20 protein-coding genes and 1 pseudogene are annotated in these 24,626 nt (G+C 53.2%); 10 read left to right on the plus strand and 11 right to left on the minus strand.

All coding sequences use genetic code 11. The features are described from left to right. Nucleotides 1-23: 23 nt before the first annotated feature. The 3 genes from NSS83_RS09095 to NSS83_RS09105 all read left to right on the plus strand — a co-directional run bounded on the left by NSS83_RS09095 (nt 24) and on the right by NSS83_RS09105 (nt 3,723). A complete protein-coding gene (locus tag NSS83_RS09095; RefSeq protein ID WP_076081235.1) occupies nt 24-980 on the plus strand; it encodes an ABC transporter permease subunit in 957 nt (318 codons plus the stop codon). A 12-nt stretch (nt 981-992) separates the two neighbouring features. After that, complete coding sequence (locus NSS83_RS09100) at nt 993-1,892, plus strand: carbohydrate ABC transporter permease (RefSeq protein ID WP_051478569.1); 900 nt, start codon at nt 993-995, stop codon at nt 1,890-1,892. Between the two features lie 76 nt (nt 1,893-1,968). Continuing rightward, nucleotides 1,969-3,723, plus strand: coding sequence for an ABC transporter substrate-binding protein (locus NSS83_RS09105; protein ID WP_341348072.1), 1,755 nt, complete (start codon nt 1,969-1,971; stop codon nt 3,721-3,723). A gap of 678 nt (nt 3,724-4,401) precedes the next feature. Here NSS83_RS09105 and NSS83_RS09110 read toward each other — a convergent pair. Further along, entirely contained in the window at nt 4,402-5,607 is a 1,206-nt protein-coding gene (locus NSS83_RS09110; RefSeq protein WP_341184739.1) for a helix-turn-helix transcriptional regulator, read from the minus strand. A 174-nt stretch (nt 5,608-5,781) separates the two neighbouring features. Here NSS83_RS09110 and NSS83_RS09115 point away from each other — a divergent pair, with 174 nt between their 5' ends. From NSS83_RS09115 to NSS83_RS09130, 4 genes and pseudogenes are all read left to right on the plus strand, one after another. Beyond that, nucleotides 5,782-7,128: an MFS transporter gene (locus NSS83_RS09115; protein ID WP_341184738.1), complete on the plus strand. Its 1,347-nt coding sequence runs from the start codon at nt 5,782-5,784 to the stop codon at nt 7,126-7,128. Between the two features lie 83 nt (nt 7,129-7,211). Beyond that, complete coding sequence (locus tag NSS83_RS09120; protein WP_341184737.1) at nt 7,212-8,000, plus strand: nucleotidyltransferase domain-containing protein; 789 nt, start codon at nt 7,212-7,214, stop codon at nt 7,998-8,000. Nucleotides 8,001-8,338: 338 nt separating this feature from the next. Beyond that, a pseudogene (locus tag NSS83_RS09125) lies at nt 8,339-8,467 on the plus strand (NADP-dependent oxidoreductase); the annotation flags it as partial. A gap of 62 nt (nt 8,468-8,529) precedes the next feature. Next, the gene (locus tag NSS83_RS09130) at nt 8,530-9,237 is read left to right on the plus strand and encodes a DsbA family oxidoreductase (RefSeq protein WP_341184736.1); all 708 of its coding nucleotides are present in this window, start codon (nt 8,530-8,532) and stop codon (nt 9,235-9,237) included. Nucleotides 9,238-9,318: 81 nt separating this feature from the next. Here NSS83_RS09130 and NSS83_RS09135 read toward each other — a convergent pair whose 3' ends face one another. From NSS83_RS09135 to NSS83_RS09155, 5 genes are read right to left on the minus strand one after another with little or no spacing between them, the layout of a single operon-like run. Continuing rightward, nucleotides 9,319-10,326: a Gfo/Idh/MocA family oxidoreductase gene (locus NSS83_RS09135; RefSeq protein ID WP_341348073.1), complete on the minus strand. Its 1,008-nt coding sequence runs from the start codon at nt 10,324-10,326 to the stop codon at nt 9,319-9,321. Then, on the minus strand, nt 10,323-11,516 hold the full coding sequence (locus NSS83_RS09140; RefSeq protein ID WP_341348074.1) for a radical SAM protein: 1,194 nt from the start codon (nt 11,514-11,516) through the stop codon (nt 10,323-10,325). Before NSS83_RS09140 ends, NSS83_RS09135 begins: the two co-directional genes overlap by 4 nt. Beyond that, entirely contained in the window at nt 11,516-12,637 is a 1,122-nt protein-coding gene (locus tag NSS83_RS09145) for a UDP-glucuronosyltransferase (protein ID WP_341184733.1), read from the minus strand. Before NSS83_RS09145 ends, NSS83_RS09140 begins: the two co-directional genes overlap by 1 nt. A 16-nt stretch (nt 12,638-12,653) precedes the next feature. Next, the gene (locus tag NSS83_RS09150) at nt 12,654-13,994 is read right to left on the minus strand and encodes a hypothetical protein (protein WP_341348075.1); all 1,341 of its coding nucleotides are present in this window, start codon (nt 13,992-13,994) and stop codon (nt 12,654-12,656) included. Beyond that, nucleotides 13,991-14,233 carry an acyl carrier protein gene (locus NSS83_RS09155; protein ID WP_340752608.1) on the minus strand — a complete coding sequence of 81 codons (243 nt, stop codon included), beginning with the start codon at nt 14,231-14,233 and terminating at the stop codon, nt 13,991-13,993. Before NSS83_RS09155 ends, NSS83_RS09150 begins: the two co-directional genes overlap by 4 nt. Nucleotides 14,234-14,388: 155 nt before the next feature. Here NSS83_RS09155 and NSS83_RS09160 point away from each other — a divergent pair, with 155 nt between their 5' ends. Together NSS83_RS09160 and NSS83_RS09165 are read left to right on the plus strand one after the other, a co-directional pair. After that, nucleotides 14,389-15,309, plus strand: coding sequence for a helix-turn-helix domain-containing protein (locus NSS83_RS09160; RefSeq protein ID WP_341184731.1), 921 nt, complete (start codon nt 14,389-14,391; stop codon nt 15,307-15,309). Next, the gene (locus NSS83_RS09165) at nt 15,287-16,273 is read left to right on the plus strand and encodes a hypothetical protein (RefSeq protein ID WP_341184730.1); all 987 of its coding nucleotides are present in this window, start codon (nt 15,287-15,289) and stop codon (nt 16,271-16,273) included. Before NSS83_RS09160 ends, NSS83_RS09165 begins: the two co-directional genes overlap by 23 nt. 80 nt (nt 16,274-16,353) lie before the next feature. Here NSS83_RS09165 and NSS83_RS09170 read toward each other — a convergent pair whose 3' ends face one another. The 5 genes from NSS83_RS09170 to NSS83_RS09190 all read right to left on the minus strand — a co-directional run bounded on the left by NSS83_RS09170 (nt 16,354) and on the right by NSS83_RS09190 (nt 22,581). Beyond that, nucleotides 16,354-17,001 (minus strand): FusB/FusC family EF-G-binding protein, encoded by a 648-nt coding sequence (locus NSS83_RS09170; protein ID WP_341348076.1) that lies wholly within the window; start codon nt 16,999-17,001, stop codon nt 16,354-16,356. 301 nt (nt 17,002-17,302) lie between these two features. Further along, entirely contained in the window at nt 17,303-19,306 is a 2,004-nt protein-coding gene (locus NSS83_RS09175; protein WP_341184728.1) for a beta-galactosidase, read from the minus strand. A gap of 89 nt (nt 19,307-19,395) precedes the next feature. Continuing rightward, a complete protein-coding gene (locus tag NSS83_RS09180; protein ID WP_341017918.1) occupies nt 19,396-20,220 on the minus strand; it encodes a carbohydrate ABC transporter permease in 825 nt (274 codons plus the stop codon). A 12-nt stretch (nt 20,221-20,232) separates the two neighbouring features. Further along, a complete protein-coding gene (locus NSS83_RS09185; protein ID WP_341348077.1) occupies nt 20,233-21,123 on the minus strand; it encodes a sugar ABC transporter permease in 891 nt (296 codons plus the stop codon). 105 nt (nt 21,124-21,228) lie between these two features. After that, entirely contained in the window at nt 21,229-22,581 is a 1,353-nt protein-coding gene (locus NSS83_RS09190) for an extracellular solute-binding protein (RefSeq protein ID WP_341184726.1), read from the minus strand. A 191-nt stretch (nt 22,582-22,772) separates the two neighbouring features. Here NSS83_RS09190 and NSS83_RS09195 point away from each other — a divergent pair, with 191 nt between their 5' ends. Next, entirely contained in the window at nt 22,773-24,581 is a 1,809-nt protein-coding gene (locus NSS83_RS09195) for a sensor histidine kinase (protein ID WP_341348078.1), read from the plus strand. Nucleotides 24,582-24,626 lie beyond the last annotated feature (45 nt).

The raw sequence follows: 24,626 nt of genomic DNA on the forward strand, positions 1-24,626 counted from the left end.
GCTATATCGAAGGAGGGACATAAATGAAAGCGATTACCACCGCGATGAAGCCGGAGCCGAAGAAATCCTCCTCCAGCTTCTGGGGGAAATTCCGGCAGCAGAAATACCTCTATATGATGGCTGTTCCTTTTGTCCTCTGGGCCTTTGTCTTCAGCTATCTTCCGTTATGGGGGTGGATGATGGCTTTCCAGAAGTATAAGCCGGGCAAATCCTTTTTCGAGCAAAAATGGGTCGGCCTCCAGTACTTCCGGGAGCTGTTCCAGGATGAGCAATTCTTCAACGCCCTGCGCAATACGCTGGCCATGAGTATCATGGGACTGCTGGCAGGCTTTATCATTCCGATTATCTTCGCTATTCTGCTGAACGAGGTACGGCTGCAGGTGCTGAAGCGCTTCGTTCAGACGGTGTCGTATCTGCCGCACTTTGTGTCCTGGGTGGTTGCTGCCGGGATCATTACCAAGATGCTCTCCACAGACAACGGCGCAGTCAATGACCTGCTAATGGGCCTGCATATCATCAGTGAACCGATCCAGTTCATGGCCAAAGGCAATCTGTTCTGGGGCATTGTCACCGCATCGGATGTGTGGAAGGAGACAGGCTGGAACACCATTATCTATCTAGCCGCCATCTCGGGCATCGGGCCGGAGCTGTACGAGGCAGCCAGGGTGGACGGAGCCAGCCGGCTCCAGCAGGTACGTCATATCACTTTTCCGGGCATCCGGGGTACCATCGTGATCCTGCTGATTATGTCCATCGGCCATCTGATCAGCATCGGGTTCGAGAAGCAGTTCCTGCTCGGCAACAATCTGGTGCGTGACTACTCGCAGACTCTTGACCTGTATGCGCTGAATTACGGGCTGGGAATGGGACGGTTCTCCTTCGGGACGGCGATTAATATTTTCAACTCCGTGGTGAGTGTGATTCTGCTCTTTACCGCCAACGGCATCTTCAAAAAAATAACCAAGGAAAGCATCATATAGGAGGCCCTGCTCATGATTAAAAAACTGGCTGCGGCCTCCTGGTCGGACCGCATCTTCGATTTGGTTGTCTATCTGGCGATTACGGTCGTTACTGTAGCTACGCTGTACCCTTTTCTGAACGTGCTGGCGATCTCCTTCAATGACTCGACGGACAGCATCAAGGGCGGGATTACGATCTACCCCCGGGTGTTCACCTTCAAGAATTATGAGACGATCTTCGCCTTCTCCGGCCTGATTACCGGGTTCAAAATTTCGGTGCTGCGGACGATTATCGGGACCCTGCTCGGACTGGTCAGTGCCTCCATGCTGGCCTTCACCTTAAGCCGGGTGGACTTCCAGGCCCGCAAGTTCGTCTCCACCTTCCTGGCACTGACGATGTATGTATCGGGAGGTCTGATCCCCTTTTATATTCTGATCAAGGATCTGCATATGATGGGCACCTTCGGCGTGTATGTCCTACCCGGTCTGGTGAGCGCTTTCAATGTGTTCGTGATCCGCTCCTTCATCGACGGTCTGCCTTACGCCCTGCAGGAATCCGCCAAGCTAGACGGAGCCAATGACTTCACCATCTACTGGCGTGTTATTCTGCCGCTGACCAAGCCTGCGCTGGCAACCATCGCCCTGTTCCTGGCCGTCGGCCAGTGGAATGCATGGATTGACACCTATCTGTATAACGGCTCGAAGGACTCGCTGACCACGCTGCAATTCGAGCTGATGAAGGTCATCCAGAGCACCACGACCAACGCGGATAATTTCCGCGGGCGCAATATGACTGAGGTCATGGCCCAAATCTCCCCGGAATCGGTCAAAATGGCAATCACCATTGTCGTCACCGTTCCCATTCTGATTGTCTATCCGTTCCTCCAGCGCTATTTCGTCAAGGGCATGACGCTGGGTTCGGTTAAAAGCTAAGCTGCTTACTGGTATCTTCAGGCTGACGCCTGTGAATACAATATGATTCTACCAGACAAAGGGAGGGTTTCTATTCATGACAAGAAAGACAGCGAAACCGGTTGTGGCGCTGATGGTGCTGACCTTGCTGCTCAGTGTGCTGGCAGGCTGCGGCGGAGGCAATAATAACGGCAACAAGAATACGGCTGAGAATACCGGGGCCAAGGCGACGAACAGCGGCAACGCCACGGCAACGGCTGAAGCTACAGCGGCGGCTGAGGACTTAAGTCCCCTGACACTATCCTTCTTCGCGGAAGACCCCAATCCGAACTGGAACAATATGAAGGATGAGGTCAGCACCGTCATTACGCAAAAGACCGGCGTGACTCTCGATGCCGAATTCGCTGTCGGTGATCCGCAGCAGAAGATTGCCCTCATTGCCGCCGGCGGGGAATACCCCGACATTATCTCGGCTAAAGGCGACATCGGTAAGCTGGTGGATGCCGGTGCAGTCCTTGATCTCACCGATCTGATCGATAAGCATGCTCCTAACATTAAGCGCGTACTCGGCGATAATCTCGCCCGGGCCAAGTATACGAACGAAGACCAATCGATCTACGCGATCCCGACCTGGGCAGCGGTGGATGAGAAGAAATTCGTAGCGGGCGGCGGCTTCGAGCTGCAGCACCGGGTCCTGAAGGAAGCCGGATATCCGGAGATTAAGACCGTCAAGGATTATGAGAACGTTATTAAGGCGTACCTGGATAAGCACCCTACCGATGAGAACGGCAACAAGAATATCGGCGTCTCGCTGAACGCAGACGACTGGCATATGTATATTTCCGTTACCAACCCTGCGGTAGCCACTACCGGCGGCTCCGATGACGGTGAATATTACATCGATCAGGAGACTCACGAAGCGATCTACCACTTCCGCCGTCCGGAGGAGAAGGAATATTTCCGCTGGCTGAACCACATGAACGATATCGGCCTGCTTGACAAGGAGAGCTTCGTGCAGAAATACGACCAGTATAAAGCCAAAGTGGCGACTGGACGTGTACTCGGCCTGATTGACCAAGACTGGGACTACAATGACGCGCAGCAGGCGCTCAAAGCCGCTGGCAAATTCGATCAGACGTACGGACACTATCCGGTCACTTTAACTGATGAATACAAGGAAACCAGCTTCTGGCCTACCGGCTTCATGGGCGGCTACGGGATCTCCATCTCCACCACTAACCCTGATCCGGTCCGCACCATCAAGTTCCTGGATTATCTGGCCTCCGATGAAGGCCAAATCCTGAATAACTGGGGAATCGAAGGCAAGCACTATAAAGTAGAGAACGGCAAACGCGTCGTTCCGCAGGAAGTCCAGGACCGCATCAACAATGACAATACCGCCTTCACTAAGGAAACCGGCATTGGCTTCTACTGGAATATGATGGTTCACTACGGCGACGGAGCCAAGGATTCCACCGGCAACTATTACACCAAAAACTTCCCTGAGCAGCTCGTGCTTGGCTATAGCGATGTAGAGAAGGAGACGCTGGCGGCTTACAAAGCTACGACCTGGAAGGACCTGTTCCCGAAAGAAGAAGAATTCAAGGAAAAAGCCTACGGCGCAGCCTGGAACATTTCGATTCCCGGTGAGGACGAAGTTTCCATTCTGGGCAATAAAATGAAGGATATTACCTGGAAGCGCATCCCGCAGGCCATTCTGGCCAAACCGGCTGAATTCGATAAAATCTGGGATGATTACATGGCCGATCTGGAAAAAGCAGGTGTTAAGAAAATGGAAGCTGGCTATACCAAGTATGTGCAGGACCGTGTGGAGCTGTGGACTAGCAAATAAGATTCCATAAACCTTGATGGAAAAATCTTAGTAATAGAGTAGTCGCCACTGCGGAGCTTTTGGACTTCCGGCCGCTGTTGTCTCCAGATTTCCTGATTTAGACCGCTGGTTGTGGTAGAAATCCGGAGACTGCTGATGCTTCCGAAGCTAGCTTTCCTGCGGAAAGCTTTCAGGCGGACGCTAACGCTCCTACAGTTCCAAAATCTCCTCCGCCGCTCCCTCCTATTTACTAAAGTTTGTAGTTCAACCTATATTTCATTGCAGAAGGGCACCCGTGCGGAATAGCACGGGTGTTGTTTGCTGCGTAATAAGGGTAGTTAGTAGCTCATCGGATCTAAATGCGTGAATATTACTTTAACTAATGGCTTGCTGAGGAGGTACCGTGCCGATTAGGGTGCGAGGGGTAGGCTTAATTGTAATTTGTACAACTAAATCGTCCGGTGTGCCACCAAATCTCCATTTAGATGTAGTTCGTGCAATTAAAATGCCCCTATACCTGGATTTTCGCCCATTCTAGCAGATTTAGTTGTATGGAATACAGTTAGGAGAGGAATGCCTTCCTTTTCACTGTTTTTAGATGTACGGAATACAACTATCACCGACTGGCTCGGTTCAAACGCAACTTCATACATTACTTTATTTATTGAATAAATTCACTTGTTTAGCTCTGATGCTCTATTAGTTATGCAGCTCGCGGTAAGTTTTGTTGATCATTTCGGTGTATATGGAAGGCGGGTATTCCTTCACCTGATCATAGGCGAACCCGGCCAGCCGCAGCGCCTCCTCCTTCATGCCCCGGCGCATATAGATCTGTGCCCGGTAAGCATAAGCTGTCAACAGGTTGCCGCGGTCAAGCGGGTGGTAGACCTGATTACCCGGCTCAGCCTTGGACAGGCAGATCAGCGCTTCATCGTCCTGGCCAAGATGATACCAGGCGATGCCAGACATGAGCTGAACGCTGGGCGCGTACTGTTCGTCCTCCAGCGGATACTGCTCCGCCAGTGCAAGAACCTTGCTGTATTCTCCTTTAGCTACCGCAAGTCTGATCTCTCCGATCACCACCAGCTTCAGTGAATCCTGAGATTCGGTGAATTCTGCGAATACTCTGGCCTTCTTCAAGGCCTCCTCTGCCGCCAAAGCCTCTCCTTCGGTCAGCGCCAGAATCCCGAGCACCCGGTACAGATGATCCGTCATATAGTAGATTCCCTCTTCCCGCGACACCTGAAGCGCCGCCGATGCAGCTTCACGGCTTCCCGCATAATCCCCCAAGGCAGACAAGCTAATGCTCTCGGCATAATGAAGATCGATTTCAAAGATAAAATCATTCCCCACCTTGTTAGCTTCGTACTCCCTGCGGACCCGGCGGATCAGCTCCAGCCCTTCGGCATATCTGCTCTGTGCGAAATTCAGGGCATAGGAAATATACTGCACCTTCGCCCGTTCCACAAATAAGCCGAAGCGCTCATAGATTAGCGCTGCACGCTCCAGCTCCGCTTCCCCGCCTCCGGCACCTGTATAGAAAAGGGAGCTTACATAGAACTCCAGCAGGCGTGCAGCATCAATCGTCATCGGAAGCGTATGCTCCGTGAGCGGCTGGAGCCGCTGGATGACCTCCCTATAATTCTTCGCCTTAAACTCGGCCTCCATCTCCCGGACAAGCGGAGCCAGCTCAGCCTCCTCCTCGCCTTCGAGGAAATAGCCCGGATCAACTCCCAGCCTGCCGGCCAGAACTTGCAAGCTGTTCATCGAGGGCAAGGCGCGTCCATTCTCGATTTGGCTCAGCATGCTCTTGGTCATATGGTCTCCGGCGAGGTCCGTCTGCGTAAGTCCCTTAGACTTGCGCAATTGCTTGACTTTCTCTCCAATAGTTTGTTTGGTGGTCATCTGCTTGCCAACTTTCCGGGTAGCTTTTCTTTTCAGTATAGCTTACCTATACCCTAAGAGAAAGCTGAAAATACGATAAAGTTAAATTAAATTAAACTTTTTATTGCATTCCTTAACTTTTACTCATACAATAAGTTTAATTAAATTTAACTTTCGATCAAAGGGAGTGCTATTATGTCTCAAATAACATCCGCAACCCATGATAAGGCAGCGACTAACCGTAACATATTCCTCTTCTTCGGCAGCAAGCTGATCTCTGTTCTCGGCTCCAGTATGTATACCTTCGTAGCTGGGCTGTACATTCTGAACGAGACTGGCTCAGGGAGCAGTTTCGCTGTTACACTGCTCTGCGGGCTGCTGCCCGGAATCCTGCTGTCCCCCTTCGCCGGTGTGCTCGCCGACAGAGTTAACCGCCGCAGGCTGCTGATCGGCTCGGACCTGGCCAGTGCCCTGATTATGTCCCTAGCCTTTCTGTTCGTCTCGCTGGAGGGATTGTTCCTATGGACTATCTATCTGTCGCTCATTCTATTATCTATCTGCTCTACCTTCTATAGTATCTCAGTCTCCTCCTCGATGATGATGCTTGTAGACAGCGGCTCCGTCCAGCGGGCCGGATCACTCAATCAGATTGCCGGATCGGCTGGTCACCTGCTGGCTCCGATTCTCGCCGGTCTTCTGTATGCCTTCCTTCCCCTTCAGGATTTCATGCTGCTGAACGCGGCTGGCTTCACCGTTTCGACCGTGATGGGCTGCATGCTGAGATACAAACCGATTTCACCTCTTCAAGTTGCCCTTGAATCTGCCGAAGCCGCAGACCCCCAGCCGCTCCGCGAACGTCTGGGCACTGCTGTTAACGGGTTCCGCACGAATCTGAAGGAAGGCTTCGCTTATGTGATCCGCCGTCCGGTCCTCCGCTCCCTGATGGGTATTGTGTTCTGGATTAATTTCTTCGTCGTCGCCCTGAATGTTGTGCTGCCCTATGTTGCAGTACAGACACTCGGACTCTCCTCGAAGCAATATGGAGTCCTCGAAGCAATGCTGGCGGCAGGCGTACTTCTGATGTCGCTGCTGCTTGCTGTACTTCCCCAGAGCAAGAGTCCAGTGAAGCCGATCCTCGGAGGCTTAAGCGCACTGGGAGTGTTATTCCTCGCGCTGGCAGTGCCGCTGCTGCTTGATTTCACCCCGAATGCCACCTTCCTTCTCTTCCTGCCGCTGCTGATCCTTATCGGCGTCATGATTATGGTCATTAACATTCCGGTTCAAGTCTATCTGCAGCAGACTACCGAGGAAGAGTACCGCGGACGCGTATTCGGTCTGGTAGAGGGCATCGCCGGTTCCATCGCTCCGCTCGGAATGCTGCTCTATGGCGTCCTTCTCGACCGGCTTCCCGGCTCACTCATTCTGCTCGTCTCCGGTGCAGCTATTCTGGCGGTCACCCTCGCCGGACGGAGAAGCCTCATCCGCAGCGGTGCCGCAGAGCAGACGGCGACTCAGGGGAAGACAGAGCAGGCGGGAGCCTGAATGTCTGAATTGACCATAGCTGGCAAGCTGTCCTATTGATACGCTTAACGCAGCAGAATTCATTCAAGGAGGCTGAACGCAATATGTACGCGCACCACAGACAGACACTGGAAAAGCTGGCGGAGAAGCTGGAGCAAGACCCTTCTTGTCTGGCGGCAATTACCAGCGGATCAGTAGCCAAGGGAACCGCCAGCGAGACCTCGGATGTGGATGTCCATCTGGTCTTCACCGATGAAGCCTATAAGGAATATGAGCGGAACGACAGGCTCTCCTATGTGGACCGCGAAGTCAGCACCTATGAAGGCGGATACGTCGATATCAAGGTAATTAACCGCCGGTTTCTGGAGCTTGCAGCCCGGCAGGCCAATGAGCCGACAAGGTATGCTTTTACTGGTGCAGAGGTGCTCTTCTCCAGAATCCCGGAGCTGGATGAGCTGGTGGCCCGGATTCCCGTCTATCCTGAGGAGAACCGCGAGCGCAATTTGCAGGACTTTTGCGCCCAGATCTATCTATTCGGGCTGTATTTCGCCAAAGAGGCGGCCCGGAAGGACGACGCCTACCTGCTCGCCCATACTGCCAGCAATCTGGTCTTCTTCAGCGGAAGAATGATCCTGGCTTATAACCGCATGCTTTTTCCAAGCCACAAGGGGCTGCTGGATGCCGTCGGTGCTGCGGAAGCCCAGCCGAAGAATTTCCATACGCTGGCAACAGAGCTGCTGCAGTCGCCCAGCGCAGATAAGAGTGTGCGCTTCGCCGCGAAGATGCTGGCATTCTATAATCACGGCCTGTCCTTCGAGCAGGCGCTGGGAATATATGTGCTGAACAACGAGCGCTCCTGGACAAAGCAGCCGCCTTCGTTGCAGAACCGATAAGACACAAGCAGCGACTCTCCGGTAACGGAAGTCGCTGCTTGTGCGTTTGGACTATTGGCGGGTTGCTTCACAGATAGACCCGTCGCTGCTGCGCCTCGGCCCAGATTCAGGAGCTCTTCATTTGTCATCCTGATTTAACATAGCCAAGTCCCTTTCTAAGCTAAGGCATCAAATTTCATAATCTGTTGCTTAACATACGTTTCGTGAATATCTGCTGGTTGTATTCATGGGAATATCGTACTACTATCATATCAAACAAGTGTTGCCTAAACAACTTGTGACTACTTCTTCAAAAAGAAAGGAATGGATATAACAATGAAAGCAATAGCTTTAACCGGCAGGATCACCTTGCTGTTATCCCGGAGAGTCTTTCCTTCGAAGAGACTGATGCCATACCTACGGTTACATTGACGGCCTGGCAAGCCCTGGTTGAGCATGGCAGACTTCAGCAGGGTCAGCGTATTCTTAAAAAGTGAGATGCAGCCTAAACGCGGGAAAATCGTGATTAAGAAATGAGGGGGAGATGAAGATGAGAGTAGATATATGGTTCGATTATACTTGTCCGTTTTGCTATATTGGGGAAAAAAAGTTTGAAGCCGCCTTGGAACAGTTTGATTACAAAAATGAGGTAGAAATCGTGCTCCACAGCTTTGAAATGGTACCTGGTTATTATCCGCAAGCAGGAGAATCGATTTACGAAACGGCTTCCAAACATGCAGGGATGAGTGTCTCCCAGGCAAAACATGCCTATATGCAGGTTACTGAAATGGCAAGAATGACAGGCCTCGATTATCGGTTTGATCAGACCGTGCCGGCAAACACCTTTAACGCACACCGCCTAACGCATTATGCGGCCGCCCATGGGAAAGCTTATGCGCTCTCGGAACGTATCTTCAGAGCCTATTTTACAGAAGGACTTAACATAAACGACCCTAGTACCCTTGCCTTACTGGCAGCAGAAGCAGGTCTGGATGGAACGAAATCACTGGCGGTCCTGGAGAGTAACCAATTCACAACAGAAGTGCAAAAGGATGAAAAAGATAGCCGCCTTGCCTCCGTACGGGGAATGCCGTATTTTCTGTTTAATGAAACGTATTCTGTATCGGGTGCCCGGGATCAATCAGTATTCAAAGAGGTGCTGGATCAGGCATGGTCCAAGGTGGAGACTGTATCCGATGATAATACCGAATCCGCCACCAGCCCCGGATGTCTGGATGGCTCCTGTCCTATCAGGTAATCATGCCACTAGCAGCGACTCTCCGGTCAGGGGGGGCGCTGCTGTGGCGTTTGTTTCGGTCATCGTCGGTCTGCTTCACAGCTAAACCCGGCACCGCTGCGCCCCGGCCATGATCCGGGCTTGCAGCTGCACCCGTTCCCAGGTAGCGCCCAGGCCCTCGGCCCGTTGCCCGCTCATGATTGCCGCAAAAGCCTCCAGCTGGCCCACATAATAGTTCAGCGGTTCGAATTCGCATAGGGTGGTGCGGTTGTCCGGCAGATCATGCCGGATTTTGAGCTTGTAGAACCCCTTGATCGGCCGGAAGAAATCCGGGACCGTAAGCACGGTATGGTCGAAATACAGGGTGTGCGAGGCCCGGTATGGCAGCTCGAAGGAAGTGAGGCACTCGGCCCTCAGTCCGTTCTTGTATTGCAGCGCCGCCTGAAAGGTCCAGTCACAGCCATCCGGCCCGTCAAAGGCCGACTCCGCCAGGATCTCCTCCGGCTCTAGACCGGCAAGCATCTGCACGAATTGCAGCCAATAGCAGCCCAGATCGGCAAAAGCCCCTCCGCCCTTCTCCCTGACACTCCGGTAATTTCCGGCATGCCCGTTCTTGGCAGGAACGGAGATTCGGGTGCTGATCCTGCGCAGCGCGCCGAATTCGCCCGAATCGACGATGCCCTTCAGCGCCTGCTGCCAGGGGTGACAGGCAATCATCAACCCCTCAGTGAGCTTCGGAGCCGCAGGGTTGTTCTTCGCCTGCCTTAATTGCTCCGCTTCTTCGGGATGGAGACAGATCGGCTTTTCCACCAAGACATGCTTGCCCGCATTCAAGGCCCGGATCGCCCACTGCGCATGAAGCTCATTGCTGAGCGCAATATATACTCCATCCAGCTCGTCTAGCTCCAGCAGCTCGTCCAGACTACCTGCCACATAGGGAATCCGGTATGCCTCGGCCATGGCCTCCGCTTTCGCCAAGGTGCGGTTGGCAATTGCCGCGACCTTCACCTTCTCCACTACCCGTGCCGGCTCCAGCATCGCTGGAACCGCAATATTTGAGGCGCCCAGAATACCGAGCTTATAGCTTGGCCCCTCTGCCACACTGCTCATATCTGAGCCAGCGCAGCATAGGTGTTCAAGTACAGCACATTGCATTTGGAGCAGGCCGGAGACAAGCCTTCGTCCATAATCCGCCGCAGCCGGTCATAACGCGCAGAATTCCATATGTCTGTCAGCGTCTGATCCTTCACATTGCCAATAGCCAGCTCCCCAAAAAATTTACAGGCGCTCACCATGCCATTCGGGGCAATATCCACCCGGGTACTGAGCGCCAGACATTTCGACGTACTGCGGGATTTCATCGGCTTGCCGGCCACAAAATCCTCAATCTCATCAAAATCGAGACCCGGCTGATAACGGATTCGGGTATTGTGCCAGGTATTGCTGTTAATCCGCTTCAGGTCTTCGGTCAGTCTGGTGATATTCTCCGGCTTGATATGGTATTTGAACGCGTGCCAGCTGCTCCGGTGATCCGGCGGAAGCTCAGCCAGCCACTGGAAGTGTTCATCATAGAAGCGGTCCATCGCAAAGCTGGTCTCCTCAGAGATATACCAGGGGAAGCAGAGCAGGACCAGATCGACGCCTTTTTGCTCAAAAAATTCCACCAGCTCATACAACCGGCCGATCATATTGTCATTAATCACATTGTGCACCGAGATCCGGCCGCGGAAGCGGCCTTGCTCGCGCAGCTCCAGCAAACGGTCAACGGCGTCGATGACCTTCTGGAACGAATTCTTGCCGCGCAGGAAATCATGCTCCTCCTGGAACCCCTCGATCGGGATCAGCAGCTCCAGATTGTCGGAGATTGCACACAGCTCCTCTTCAAACTTCGGAATCATATAGGCATTGGTACAGATCGTAGTATCCCGGGGGTGCTCCTTCAGCAGCTCCAGAATCTCCTTGGCCTGCCGGTGAAACAGCGGCTCCCCTCCCCATAAATACAGGCGGGACTGCGCTTCATCCGTCTCCTCCAGCAGCCTCTGGATCATTCCCAGATCCATATCCAGATTCTGTTCAGCGGCATCCATATCATGATGGTAGCCGTCTTCATTCCATTGATAGCAATGCTTGCAGCGCAGATTACAGCGGTTGGTCAGCTTGAGGGACATAATCTCCGGCATCACCGTCTTGAAGCCGGGATCATGCTTACGTTCCCGGTGCGGGACCACCACATTCTTGATTGTACGTTTCAATGCCTCAAAGGACTGCTCGTCCAGGCTCACTCTACTGGTAGGCTGCATTAGCTTCTCCCTCCTGCTGTGGATAATTGTTCGGCATAGCTTGCCGCATAGTCCGGGTATTGACCGTTGGCGGCTCTGAGGTTATCCGCCAGCTTGCGCAGTTCATCATCATCATATCCTGACATGGCCCACTCTCCATAAGTAATGCCGTAACCAAGCTTGACCCACAGATCACTGTTGATCTTCTCATGCGGGCCGAAGGGGTCCAGCAGCACAAGCGGTGTACCCGAAGCCAGCGAATCTATCAAAGCGCCGCCGCCCGGCTTGCTGATGACTGCGGATGCCTGCCGGATAACTCCGAACATCCCCTCCCCATAGCTCTGACAGGGCGGGAAATGCTCCGTCCGGTTACCGGTTACCTCTGCAAACGGCGGGAAGGTATACTGCCCGCTGCTGTCCTTCGTCCAGGTGCGCCACTGCGGATCATTCATATAATAACGTCTTCCATGGATAGCCTCGCCAATCTCCTGAATACTGTAAGCGGCGATATCCAGCTCGTACCCCGCCGACTCCAGCGCGTCAAACTTCTCACGGAAGGTTCCAATCCCCCAGCCGCCCCCATGAACGACCAGCCGCCCGTTCCTCGCCGCGGCAGGCAGTGCTTCCCCAGACCCGGCATCGATGCTGCACAGAATCTCCTGCTTCCCGGGATCATACAGGCTTACTTCATGATAGCCTTCCGCATAACCCGGATTCAGTTTGCGCAGATTTTTCCACGATGGCGACAGGCCGGCGTCAATATACAGCAGGTCAGCATACACGCTCACCCCCGCCAGCTCACGGTACTGGTCCATGATATGCACCCAGTGCCCGGACAAGACGATGAAATGCTGCCGTTCCTCATGCTTCCATTGCTGCAGCAGTTGTTCAACGGCTGCAGGGTCAAGGCTGCTTCTTATATCGGACGGTATTTTTTGTGAGGTCAGAGCTACGGCGAAGCTCTGCTGATACGCCCTGCGGCTGTTGTCTGTCTGTTCCTTTTTGCGCTCAGGCATTAAGCTCTCGAACACCTCAATCTCCGCCTGAAGACCCAGCGCGGTTAACTTGCGTTCCAGCAGCAGACCAGGGACATAGAAGCCGAGACCAAAGCCTGAGCATAGAATCGTCACGGTGTTATTCATTGGAGGGTTCCTTTCTTTATCGCAGGATAGTATAGCCTGTGCGCATGAGAGACTCGTCCAGCGTACGGATGAGCCTATGCTTGCTGTCTTCACTCCGGTAAGTCAGGGCCGCATACAGCTTGCCCTTCACGGAACCGGCAGTACGGGCGGGGTCCAGCGGCTGGAGCGCGCTTGAGGTCAAGGGCATCACACCTTCCCCTGTCTCCAGCGAGAACAAAATCCCCGTCTCCTCCATCCGCTCCAGCAGCTCCTCATAATGAACCTTGCCCATAGCCGCCAGCGGCACCTGAATCAGGCAGGTGTGCACACCCTCCTGCTTGAACCGGCGGTCCACATGATGCTTAATCAGACTCATCGACTTGCGGGCATTGATCTCTACCAGAGGCGCCAGGCTTCCGTCACGCAGCAGCATGGAATCGACACATACCTCCCCGTAATATCCGTCAGCGTACAGCTCCCGGCCTATGCTGTGCATAGTCTCCCAGTAGCCTTCCTTCTCCAGCTTGTCCAGCAGAGACGGCTGCGGGGAGTGGGATTCTCCGAAGGCGAAGCCCTGATTCACCAGCTGCTGAACGGACAACAGGGTGATCCGGCCTTCCGGATCAATCTGAAACTGGCAGGAGAAGTCTGTCTCCCGGTCCAGCAGCGGCTCGAGGACAAACCGGATTCTTTTCCCCTGATTACGGCTCGACTCCAGATGCCCGGCCATCCGGCGCAGCATACGCTCTGAATCCACCAGCTGATTCCCTTTACCGGATACCCCATACTCGTCCTTGATCAGAAAAGCTCCCTTCTCCAGCAGCACTTGTCCCGACTGCAGCAGCTCCTCCATACTGTGGACCACTACCGCAATATTCGGCAGCCCCAGCCGGTCCCGCATCGCCGTAGAATAGCTCTTGGTATTCACCGCCCGTACAATCTCTTCATTAGGCAACGTGGGCAAAAGCTTGTACCGGCTAACCGCCTCCTGTGTCCCGGGAAGCACAGCAAAGGGCTCCAGCAGCGCTCCTTCCGGTATTAAGCGGTCCGGCTCCTGCCCGGCTTCCATCCGGCCCAGCAGTTCAAATACATTCAGCGCCGCCTGTGCGGGAACAGACGCCTCTGCCTCCAGACTGAGCGTATCCATATTGGTGCTGAAGGCATAACCGAGCGATTGCAGATAGTCATATTGTGCCCGGTTCATCCCCTGGCGGGTTAAGAGAACATCGCCGCTCCCGCAAAAGACAAACAGCATCTCATCCATCGCCTGCACGATAGCCAGTGCCTTCGTATCGGGAATGGCCGGCAAGGAGGCCAGATCCTCCTCCCGCCAGTACCGCTCCGACTCCAGGCTGCCGCAGTGCACAGCATTCCTCATTGTACGGCAAGCCCGGCGACATAAGCGGAGAACCGGTCCACTGATTTCAGGTGCTCCAGATCAAAGGTATCGAAATCTACCTCTATATTGAATTCATCCTCGACTCTCAGAATAAAATTAATGATCTGCAGGGAGTCAAGTGCGGCGTCCAGGGTCAGGTCAGAAGCTCCGCTGAGCGTCTGAAGCAAGCCTGGTTCCTCCTTGATTTCGGCGATAATCTCAATGACTTTCTGCTGCATGTGTCTACCCCTTTCAGGTTGCATAATTGGAATGAATAGCATGAATATACCAAATTTTAAGTTGTTAATATATGGTTGAATGCGCCAAAATATTGAGATATACTAGGATGGATTCCAGTTGCCAACATAAGGAAGCAGGAAACGGAGGTTTGTTAATGGAAGCTTTTCCGCTATTTACGGGGGACTATGTATTCGACTCCTGTTCACCCGTACAAATGCTCCTGACTCAAAAAACGGTCACTTCCGTACGTCATCAGCACGACTTTGTAGAGCTGGCCTACGTGGTTCAAGGGACAGGCATTCATCTGGCAGGTGAGGATAAAATGCAGGTGACGCAGGGGGATGTGCTAGTGATTCCGCCGGGGGTGTCCCATGTCTTTCATCCGCAGGATCTGAGCGGTACCGAGCCGCTGCTGATCCTGGATTGTATGCTCAGGCCCGGGCTTGACAGTGTGCTCAGAGAGCTGCAGGGTCCCTTGTCCGAAGAGGCCCTCTTGCCGCTGCTGAAGCTGCTGGAGGTGCGGCAATGGTTCGGATACAGGGAGAAGAATAAGGAAATTCTCTTCCTGCTCGGGCGGCTGCAGGGGATGCTGAACTCTGGCCTGCTCATGGATGAGCAGCGGCTATACCCGCCGCTGCTGGAGCTGGCGAAGCTGATTATGCCCGCTGCAGACCTTCCCTTCGCCGAACGCCCGGGAACCCAGTACGACCCGCTGCATGATGTCCTCTTATATATGATCAGTAACTATAATGAGCGGATCACGCTGAATGAGATGAGCCGCCAGCTTGCGATGAGCTCCCGCCAGTTCCAGCGGCTGCTCAAGAATAAGACCGGCAGGTCCTACATCCAGATCTTCCAGGAGATCCGGATGAAATACAGCTGCCTCCTGCTCCTGTTCACGAAGCTTGGCGTCCAGTCCGTGGCCCTTGAGGTCGGCATTTATGACATGAAATATTTCTACCGGCTCTTCCGCGAATTCAGCGGCATGACTCCCGCTTCTTACCGCGACCGGCTGCACAGCCACTTCTGCTCGGCGAAGGAGATGATAAGCAGTGTTGAACATTGCTCCTGTTAAGAGTACCCTGTACCCTAAGCTGCGCAGCTGCATTGATGATTGCATCCAGTCTGTAGCGCAGTGGCAGGGACTTGATAGCAAAGGCATGTACGGCGATGCCTGGCAGATGTACCTGGATGAGCCGCATGCCCCGGACCAGCCGCTGATTGAGCGGATACGTCTGCCCCGGATCAATACCGGCTACCTGTCTGCGTACCATGGCCTTACCTTCACATATATCGAACGGACTGGACCGGCAACGGATCGAAGCTACATGCTTGACTTGCTGGAGAATCAGCTGTCCGCAGGCATGCCGGTTCTGGTCGGCTTCGACTCCTATGACTGTCCCTGGTGTGTAGCCTACCGCAGGCTGCATACGAGCCATGCCTGTCTTGCCGTAGGTCTGGACCGGGAGAAGAACCTGATCTATCTGACAGATGCTTACTATGGAAGGGAACTTGAGACGGTGGATTTCAGCATCCTAGAAGGGGCCTGTCATTTCTACGCCTTATTCGGGCGGTGCGAAACCTCCCGTTCCTGCTCAGACTGGCAGACTATCCTCCAAGAGGTGCTCACCAGCCCTGCCCAACAGATTCGGCCGGATCAGGTGGGCGTCCAGCTCAGAGCGTATGCCCAGGCTTATCTTGAGACCGGGATACAGCCTGATAATACAGCTGAAGCCAGTTCAGCCTTCAAGATCTACGCCAACGCGCTGCCGATCAGCCGAATCCGGTTCAGCCAGTTTCTGCAGCTGCTGGAGCGCGAAGGCCCGGCGCCTGCTCTATCCCGGGCGGCTGAAGGCTACCGTCAGGCAGGCGAGAAGTGGGATCTGGTCAATCAGTTCATGATTAAGGGAATGTGCTCGGGCAACAAGCCCGCCGCACGGGTGAAGCTGCACAGGAATATGTGCGAGATTATCCGCCTGGAGGAGCAGCTTCTGGAGGAACTGGCAGATTTGACGATGACGACGCAGCCTGGCAGATAGGCCCTCTACCCTGCAACACAAATAGAGCAGCGGCCCCCAACCGGGAACCGCTGCTCTGCTCTTTTAATCAAACTATCCTGCTATTTGCGCACCGAGAGGACGAACCGCTCCAGCGCGCTTATATCCGTAATGCTCTGATTGCAGCCCTGATTATCCATACATACATACTGGCCTACGGAAGCAAAATTATCTGCCGCCGCCAGCTCCGGCTTGGTCTTGACAGTCAGGAAGGCAAGCTCCTGCTGCCGGTTGCAGAACAGGCAGTAGCCCTTCTTGTGCACAGGCAGCATCCGGCCTTCCACACCAATGAACTGCCCTTCATGCGGATAGACGATGAACAGCTTGTTCGTGGCAATGTCCGCCCAGGCCAGATAAGTGACATAACGGAAATCAAAACACTGCAGATCAGGCAGCTTCATCTTTTTATTCTTGGGAAACAGCTTCTGAATCTGCTTCAGCGTAATCGGCGGAAACGGCTCCAGATAAGGCTCCAGCCCGCTGGTATACTGCTGAAAGTCCTCGGCCTTCTCGAAGGTGGAGATTGACCGCAGCATCTGCTCCTGCCCCTCGGTCAGTGAAGCAAAGGCTCCCGTCACGTTGAGCTCGGCGCTGTATCTTACGGTCTCCAGGACACGCCGGTCCGCTACCGAACGCAGTGTTTTCAGCACAAAATCCGCTTGTTTCTTAATATAATTATATTGATGGTTTCTAATAAATGTTGTTTTCACAGCTCTTCAGCCCCTTATTATTATTGATTAATGCAATAAGGTGCAGAGCCTGCGATTAGAAACGATAATATCTGTTTGGGCGATCAAGATTGTCCTGCCGCACCCCACGCAAAGTATCGCCCCGGATCAGGCTCTGCATGAGGACTCCCTAGCTAATGAGCAATTCGTTGCCATCCGTGTAACCCCCTATCAAACTAACCTGTCAAAAGTATAGCAGGAAATTATGGACGGAACAATTCCATTTTCCTGCCTGTTCCTCAAGGTACTTTGATAGAGCTATTCTATAACAGGAGTGCCCGGTTTATTTAATAATCATAACGCCCCAAGCATCAAGTGTAAGTTCTTCATCCTGCCCCACCGCATCGCCGGACAACAGCTCCTGACCCGCCTCATGCGGATATTTGAAGCTGAGCGGCTGGGCTGAGTAGTTGTAGTAGTAACGGATAGCGCGGCCCTGGCGGTTCACGCCGGACTTCACGATGAGCGGGAACGACAGCTGCTGGTCCGCTCCCCATAACCCGGCTATCTGGAGCGTATCGCGCAGGATCTCCGCAAGTGCGGCAGGTCCGGTCATACAACCAATGTAGGTAGCTGTTCCTTCACCGAAGGTATTACGGGTGACAGCAGCATATTCGCCCCACTGGGGATGATCGTAGCTGGCCAGCATCTCCGCTGAACCGGGAACAATCATCTCCATCCAGGTGTGGACGGTGTGAACGCCTGCTTCGGCTCCCTTAGGGAACAGCTTGCCGGTAAGTCCCGTCACCGCATTCGGCGTGGCAAAATGACTGTAAGCAATCCCGCAGGCCTCTTGAATGATTCCAGGCTGCGCCGTATGACGAACCTTCACCTGTTCATCGGTGAACCCGCTCTTGAAGGAATAGACCACATGGCCGCCGCTGCGGACGTAATCATTTAACTGCCGGAGCGCTTCATCGGAGACGGCGTACAGCGCAGGAACCACGACAAGCTCATACTCGCCGAGGCGCGGGCTTCCCGGCTGGATGAAATCGCAGGCGATGTTCATCTTATAGAGCTCATCATACATCCAGCGGACTACATCATTATAGATCAATCCGCCGGGCAGCTTGAACCATTCGATGGCGGACAGCGCTTCATTGCTGACCATCACAGCCACCTTGCTGGTCTTCTTCAGTCCGATAAGCTGATCGCTTAACCGCTTGAAGTCCGCACCGATAGTCTGGGCTTCCTTATATACCGGATTCGGCAGGAAATCATGACTGAGCAAGCCCTTCCAGTAGGTCTCGAAGGAATTATGAATCGAATGCCAATGCCAGTAGGCGACCATCGAAGCGCCTGAGCCCAGATGGCTGAACGCCAGCTGCCGCAGCTGTCCCGGATACGGCGTCCACTCGGGGAACGCTTGCGCCTGGGTCTCCAGCACGAAGTAGTTATCCTGCTTCAGCGAGCGGGTCATATCTCCTCCGAAGGCAATCTCTGCACCTGTAAGCTGATCCTGGGACGGGTGATAAATATCTGTACCGGCAATGTCAAAGGGCTGCGAAGCCGCAAAATGATCCACCGAAGGCTGAACGCCGAACGAATACCCCCGCCACTCGAAATCGAAATTATGGGTGGTGAATTGCCCCGGCTGCTTATACTCATTCACAATTCCGACCTGCCACGCCAGGAACTCATTCACCAGTCCCCGCTGGAACCGGGCGAATTCAGCCCCCAAGCTGCCGTTGATTGTGCCTACCATGGACGGGAAGTCCTCCCAGCTGTCGATCCGGTTACTCCAGTAGTCCAGACCGAACTGGTGGTTGATGGCTTCGGGCGTTCCGTAGGTCTCCCTCATGTATTTGACGAATCTAAGCTGGACGTTCGGTCCGGCTGTCTCATAATGCTTGGTCTCATTATCGATCTGGTATCCGATGACTGCCGGATGCTTATGTACCACAGCCATCAGCTTGCGGATAATCCGCTCCGAGTAGAACAGATACGCCGGACTAGTGATATCCATAATCTGTCTGGCGCCATATTTGCCTTCCCCTTTCACAGTCACGGCCAGCACCTCCGGGTGCTCCTTGACCATCCAGGCCGGCACCGCATAGGTAGGTGTTCCCACAATGACATGAATGCCGGCCTCATGCATCGCATCCAGCACTCTCTGTACAGAAGAGAAGTCGAATACCCCGTTCTGCGGCTCATGCGTGCTCCAGGTGGATTCGGCAATCCGGACGGTATTAATGCCCGCATCCTTCATCATTTGGATGTCCTGCGTAAGACGGTCATAAGGCATATATTCATCATAATAAGCAACGCCGTATAACAAGTGATCCATTATAATCCTCCTAAGAGTATTGATAGCGTATAATTCTCTTCGTAAAACTGACTTCGGGAGCATACGCTAAAAGTTTTGATAATTTGAGTTTAGCCTTTTACCGCACCCGCTGTCACGCCCTTGGTAATCTGTTCATTGAAAATGGCGTAGATGACAATGGCCGGGATCGATGTCAGCACCATGACCGCAAATTGTGAGCCGTAGTCTGAAGAATACTGGCCGGCGAAGTTCATGACCGAGAAGGGCAGCGTCTTCAGCGCATCTTTACTGAGGAAGGTCGATGCCATAATGAATTCATTCCAGCAGTTCAGGAACGTTGTAACAATGACCGTAACCAGTGCAGGCGCGGTAAGCGGTGCAATGATCTGGAAGACAATCCGGTAAATATTCGCGCCGTCAACTACAGCGGACTCTTCCATTGCTTTTGGAATGCTCCGCATGAAGCCTGTCAGGATGAAGGTTCCCAGCGGTACAGACACTGCGGTGTATGGCAGAATCAGCCCCAGATAGGAATTCGTCAAGCCCAGCGCCTTGAAGATCGCAAAGTTAGGCAGGAGGGTCGCATGAATCGGAATCATAATCCCCAGCAGGATAATGGTGAAGAAGATGGGGCGCAGCTTCCACTGCATACGGGTAAAGGCATAGCCCAGCGTAAGGGACAGAATCACTGTTAACAGAATGGTTACCGAGGTAACGAAGGTACTGTTAATGAAGTAGCGCAGGAATTTACCGTCCACCCATGCATTGATATAGTTCTGCCACTGGGGATCACTCGGCCATTTCAGGACGCTGGAGGAGTAAAACTCATTGCTGCTTAAGAATGAGAAATCAATCAGCCAGATGAGCGGAAACAGCTGGACCAGGGCGACGATCAGGAAGAACACCCATAGTATGGTTTTTGTGCTTTTTGTCATGGTGATTCCTCCTTAGAATTCCGTCGCATCACTGCGGGTCAGTTTGTTGCTGATATAGGTGGCAAGCAGGCAGACAATGATAAACAGAATCGAGATGGCGTTGGCATAACCATATTGGCTGGCCGAGAACGCCTTGTTATAGAGATACACGGCCAGGAATTGGGTGGAATCGCCGGGACCGCCGTTGGTGGTCAGGAACACGGTTTCCATCTGTTTCAAGGCGGTAATCATAGCCAAAGTAATCTGCACCGTAATAACCGGTGACAGCAGCGGAACTGTAATCCGCCAGTGTAATCGGAAGCCGGAGGCTCCGTCCAGTGAAGCGGCTTCATACAAATCATCGGGAATGCCTTTGAGTCCTGCATAATAGAACAGCAATCCCCAGCCGAAGCCGGCCCAGATCAGAATGAACAGCATGGAGATCAGCGCGGTGCTGCTATCCCCCAGCCAGGCATGCTTTAGCATTCCAAGCCCCAGGGAATCGAGCATTTTGTTGAAGGCGCCGAAGGTAGGGTCCAGCAGGGACAGCCACATCTTTGAAATAACGACTACAGAAATGACACATGGGATGAAGAAAATCGTTCTGAACCACTTCTCTGCCTTACCGCCCAGGCGGTCCAGCATAATGGCAAAAAAGATGGCAATCGGATGTTGGATCAGGATAAAGCCCAAACCAAGCAGTACGGCATTTCTAAGTGCCAGCCAGAACCGTGAATCGTGGAGCAGCAGCTGCGTATAGTTGGCGAATCCGATGAATGCCGAGGGCGTACCCGGAGACAGGGTGTCTCTGAACGAGTAATACGCGCTGAGTACGATCGGCACGAGAAAGGTCAGGGCGAATAGGAGAATCCCCGGAAAGACGAACAGAAAGATTGCCATTTTGTTGTTAAATACTTTTTGCATGGAACTCCAACTCCATCCTTAAGATTAGAGAGGGGCAAGATTGCTTCCCGCCCCGTCTCCTTTCACTCTCTATAGTGGTGATCTGTTATCTGTGTTTGTGATCTGTTATTGTGTTTCCGCAGCCTTTTGAAGATCGGCCAGCAGCTGCTCAGGTGTTGTTCCGCCGGCGAAGAACTTGCCGAAGGCATTCTGTGCATCATCCTTGAACTTAGGTGTACCCGAGTCGAGGGCGATAGAACCCGCTGTGCTGGTAGCCCCTGTCAGAACCTCAGTCAGTTGCTTCTGCAGCTCGCTCTCTTTGCCGGTAAGCTCATATTTCTGTGCCGGTACAGCTGCTCCGGTATCCCATACAATCTTGGCCCATTGATCGGCGGACATCATATAGTCGAAGAACTTCTTGGCTTCTTCAGGATGCTTCGAGCTGCTCACCAGTGAATATCCGCCGCCGTTCCAGGCCAGAAGATCGGTATCCTTGCCTTTGCCGCCTTCGACAACCGGGAATTTCAGTACATTCACATTGTTGCGGAAGTCTTCCGGCAGCTTGTCATTCGTTGCCATCCCTGCTTCCCAAGAGCCCATGTACCACATGGCAGCCCGGCCTTGCGTGAACAGGTTCTGGGATGCGCCGTAGTCCGCTGTCATGAACGATTCCTGGAACAGCTTGGTGTCTCTGGCCTGGGCCAGCAGCTCAGCAGCTTTGGTGAAATTCTCATCACCAGTGAAATTCTTCTTCTTCGCTACCGCATCCAGCATCAGGTTCTGATCGCCGGTGAGGCGTACGACAAGGTCCTGGAAGAAGGCTGCGAAGCTCCACAGGTCCTTACCGTTCATCGACATCGGCTCAATGCCTTTGGCGCGGAACTGCTTGCCCGCTTCCAGCAACTCGGCGTAGGTGGTAGGAATCTTGATGCCGTTGTCATCGAACAGCTTTTTGTTATAATAGATCACTTCATAGTCACTGTTGCGGGGCAAGCCATACAGCTTATCATTGAAGGTGAATGATTTGTACACGCCCGGCAGGAATTTAAAAGTATCGCCTTCGTATTCCTTAGGGTCCAGCTCTTTCACGTAGCCGGCTTGTACCAGCGTATTCAGCTCTGCTCCGCCGTGAACCATGGTCACATCCAGCGCTTCGTTGGAGGCCATGTACGCCTTTAGCTTGTTTTTGAACGGCTCCTCGGCCAGGGTCTCGATATCGATCTTGACATTGGGATTCGCTTTGATATAGTTGTCGATTACCATTTGCTCTGCCAGCCCCTGGCCGGATTTACGGTCGGGAAGATTCGAGAACAGACGCAGCGTCACTTCCTTGTCCGCAGAGCCTGTTGTACCGCCGTTCGTGCTGCTGCCTGCATTATTGTTCTTGTCATTGCCGCCTCCGCATGCGCTAAGCACCGCGACTGCCGCAAGGGCCGTAACCAGCAGTATATTACGTGTGGATTTTGAATTCATAACCATGTCAATTCCCCCTATTTGTTATGGATCGTGGGTTGCTTTCTTTGTTTCTGAACACATCGTACCAGAGCATCAGAGTCAGGGTCAGTAGAGAAAAAGAGAGTAATGTTGAAAATTGTCGACTTCGTTTGTCAGCTCCCTTGTGTATATTCGGCATTGCGCATAAGATAAAAAACAAAAAGGTTAGTGATCCTGTGCTGCGCTACTACTTGAATATGAACCTGCGATACAAGATAACCATTCTGATCTTCCTGCTGATCACCGGGGTGGCCTGCACGCTGGGCGCTTACTCCTATAAGATCTCCAAGCAGCAGATTATCAATAAGGTGAGCAATTCCAACCAGAGTGTGCTCAAGCAGATTGACAGTAATCTCGCCCGTATGCAAAAGACGTTAGCCGACTGGGTCACGGTATTCAGCCTCGCTCTAGTCGTTCAGGACACGCTGCGGAGCAATACTTCGGATTCGGCGAAGATTGAGAACCAGCTCTATAACGGACCCACCGCGTCGATCATGAACCAGATGCTGGTAACCGGAAGCTTCGATTATCTGGCTCTCTACGGCAGCCTGTCCGAGCCGCTGTTTCAGGTTGCCACCGATGACAGCAGCGGTGCGTATAGTCTGAGCAAAATTACCTCAAATGATACTTATAAACAGACCGTTGCCTTAAACGGTGCCTCCTACTGGTTCCCGCTGACAGAAGAGAACAATGTATTCATTCAGAGCAACCGCAATGACAAGCTCGGCATGACCCGGATTATCCGTGATATTGTGAACGGGAACCGGATCGGCTTCGTGTTCGTCGGCATTAATCTGGAGACCATCCGCCGAACCTATCTGACGAATCTGTATGACAAGGATCACGGCATCCTCATTCTGAGTGAACAGGGCACACAGCTGTTGTCGGCAGGCAAAGAGACCTACAGTCCCGAAGCCGCAAAGTTCGTGATGAAGCAGGCCAAGGCCGGTATCCGCTCCGGCAACACTATCGTCAGCCTGGAGGGCAAGGATACGCTGCTGAATTACAACATCAACCAGGATGGCTGGATCACTCTGTACAGTGTTCCGCTCTCTTCGCTGACCGGGGAGCTGAATTCCATCAAATCCGCAGTGCTCGTTATGGTATTAGCCAGCCTGGTGCTTAGTATCCCTCTGCTCATGTTCTTCTCCTCCTTCCTGACAGCGCCGATCAAGACGCTGCTGCTGTCCATGCGGCGCTTCCAGAACGGGCAGTTCGACGAGAAGGTGGAGATCAAATATTGGGATGAGATCGGCCAGCTCAGCCGGGGCTACAATAATATGGTCGGCAACATCAAGGCGCTTGTGGACGATGCCTATCTGCTGAAGATGAAGGAGCAGGAAGCGGAGCTGAAGGCGCTGCAATCCCAGATTAACCCCCATTTTCTCTACAACATGCTCGACACGATCTTCTGGGAAGCGGAGGCGGCAGGACAGGACAAGATCAGTGAGATGGTCATCAACCTCTCCCGGCTGTTCCGCTTAAGTCTGAACCAGGGCAAGAGCTTCACCAGCGTAGCCAAGGAAAAAGAGCTGATTGAGCTGTATCTGTCGCTCCAGAAGATGCGGTTCCAGGAATCTCTCGAGTATGTGATCGACATTCCTGAGGAGCTGTACACCTATGTCATCCTGAAGCTCAGCCTGCAGCCGTTCATTGAGAACGCGCTGATCCACGGCATTGAACGCAAGCGCGGCGGCGGACGGGTAAGCATCAGCGGACAGCGTACCGGAGATCAGCTGAGGTTCGTGATTGAGGATAACGGGGGCGGGATGAGCAGCGAGACGCTGCAAAAGATTCTTGCCATGCCTGACGAGACAGATGTGTACACTGCCCGGGATGTCGGCGGCTATGCGGTGCAGAATGTACAGGCACGGCTGAAGCATTTTTATAAAGGTGACTATGCCTTGAACTATACCAGTGTTCCCGGAGAGGGCACGCGTGTGGAGATCGTAGTACCGGTGATCGTAAATGACTTGCAAGAATAGACACAGCCGGGCGGATAGACAATACAAATACAAATCGGAGGGGAT

Source organism: Paenibacillus sp. FSL H3-0469 (genome assembly GCF_038051945.1).
GTDB lineage: Bacteria > Bacillota > Bacilli > Paenibacillales > Paenibacillaceae > Paenibacillus_AQ.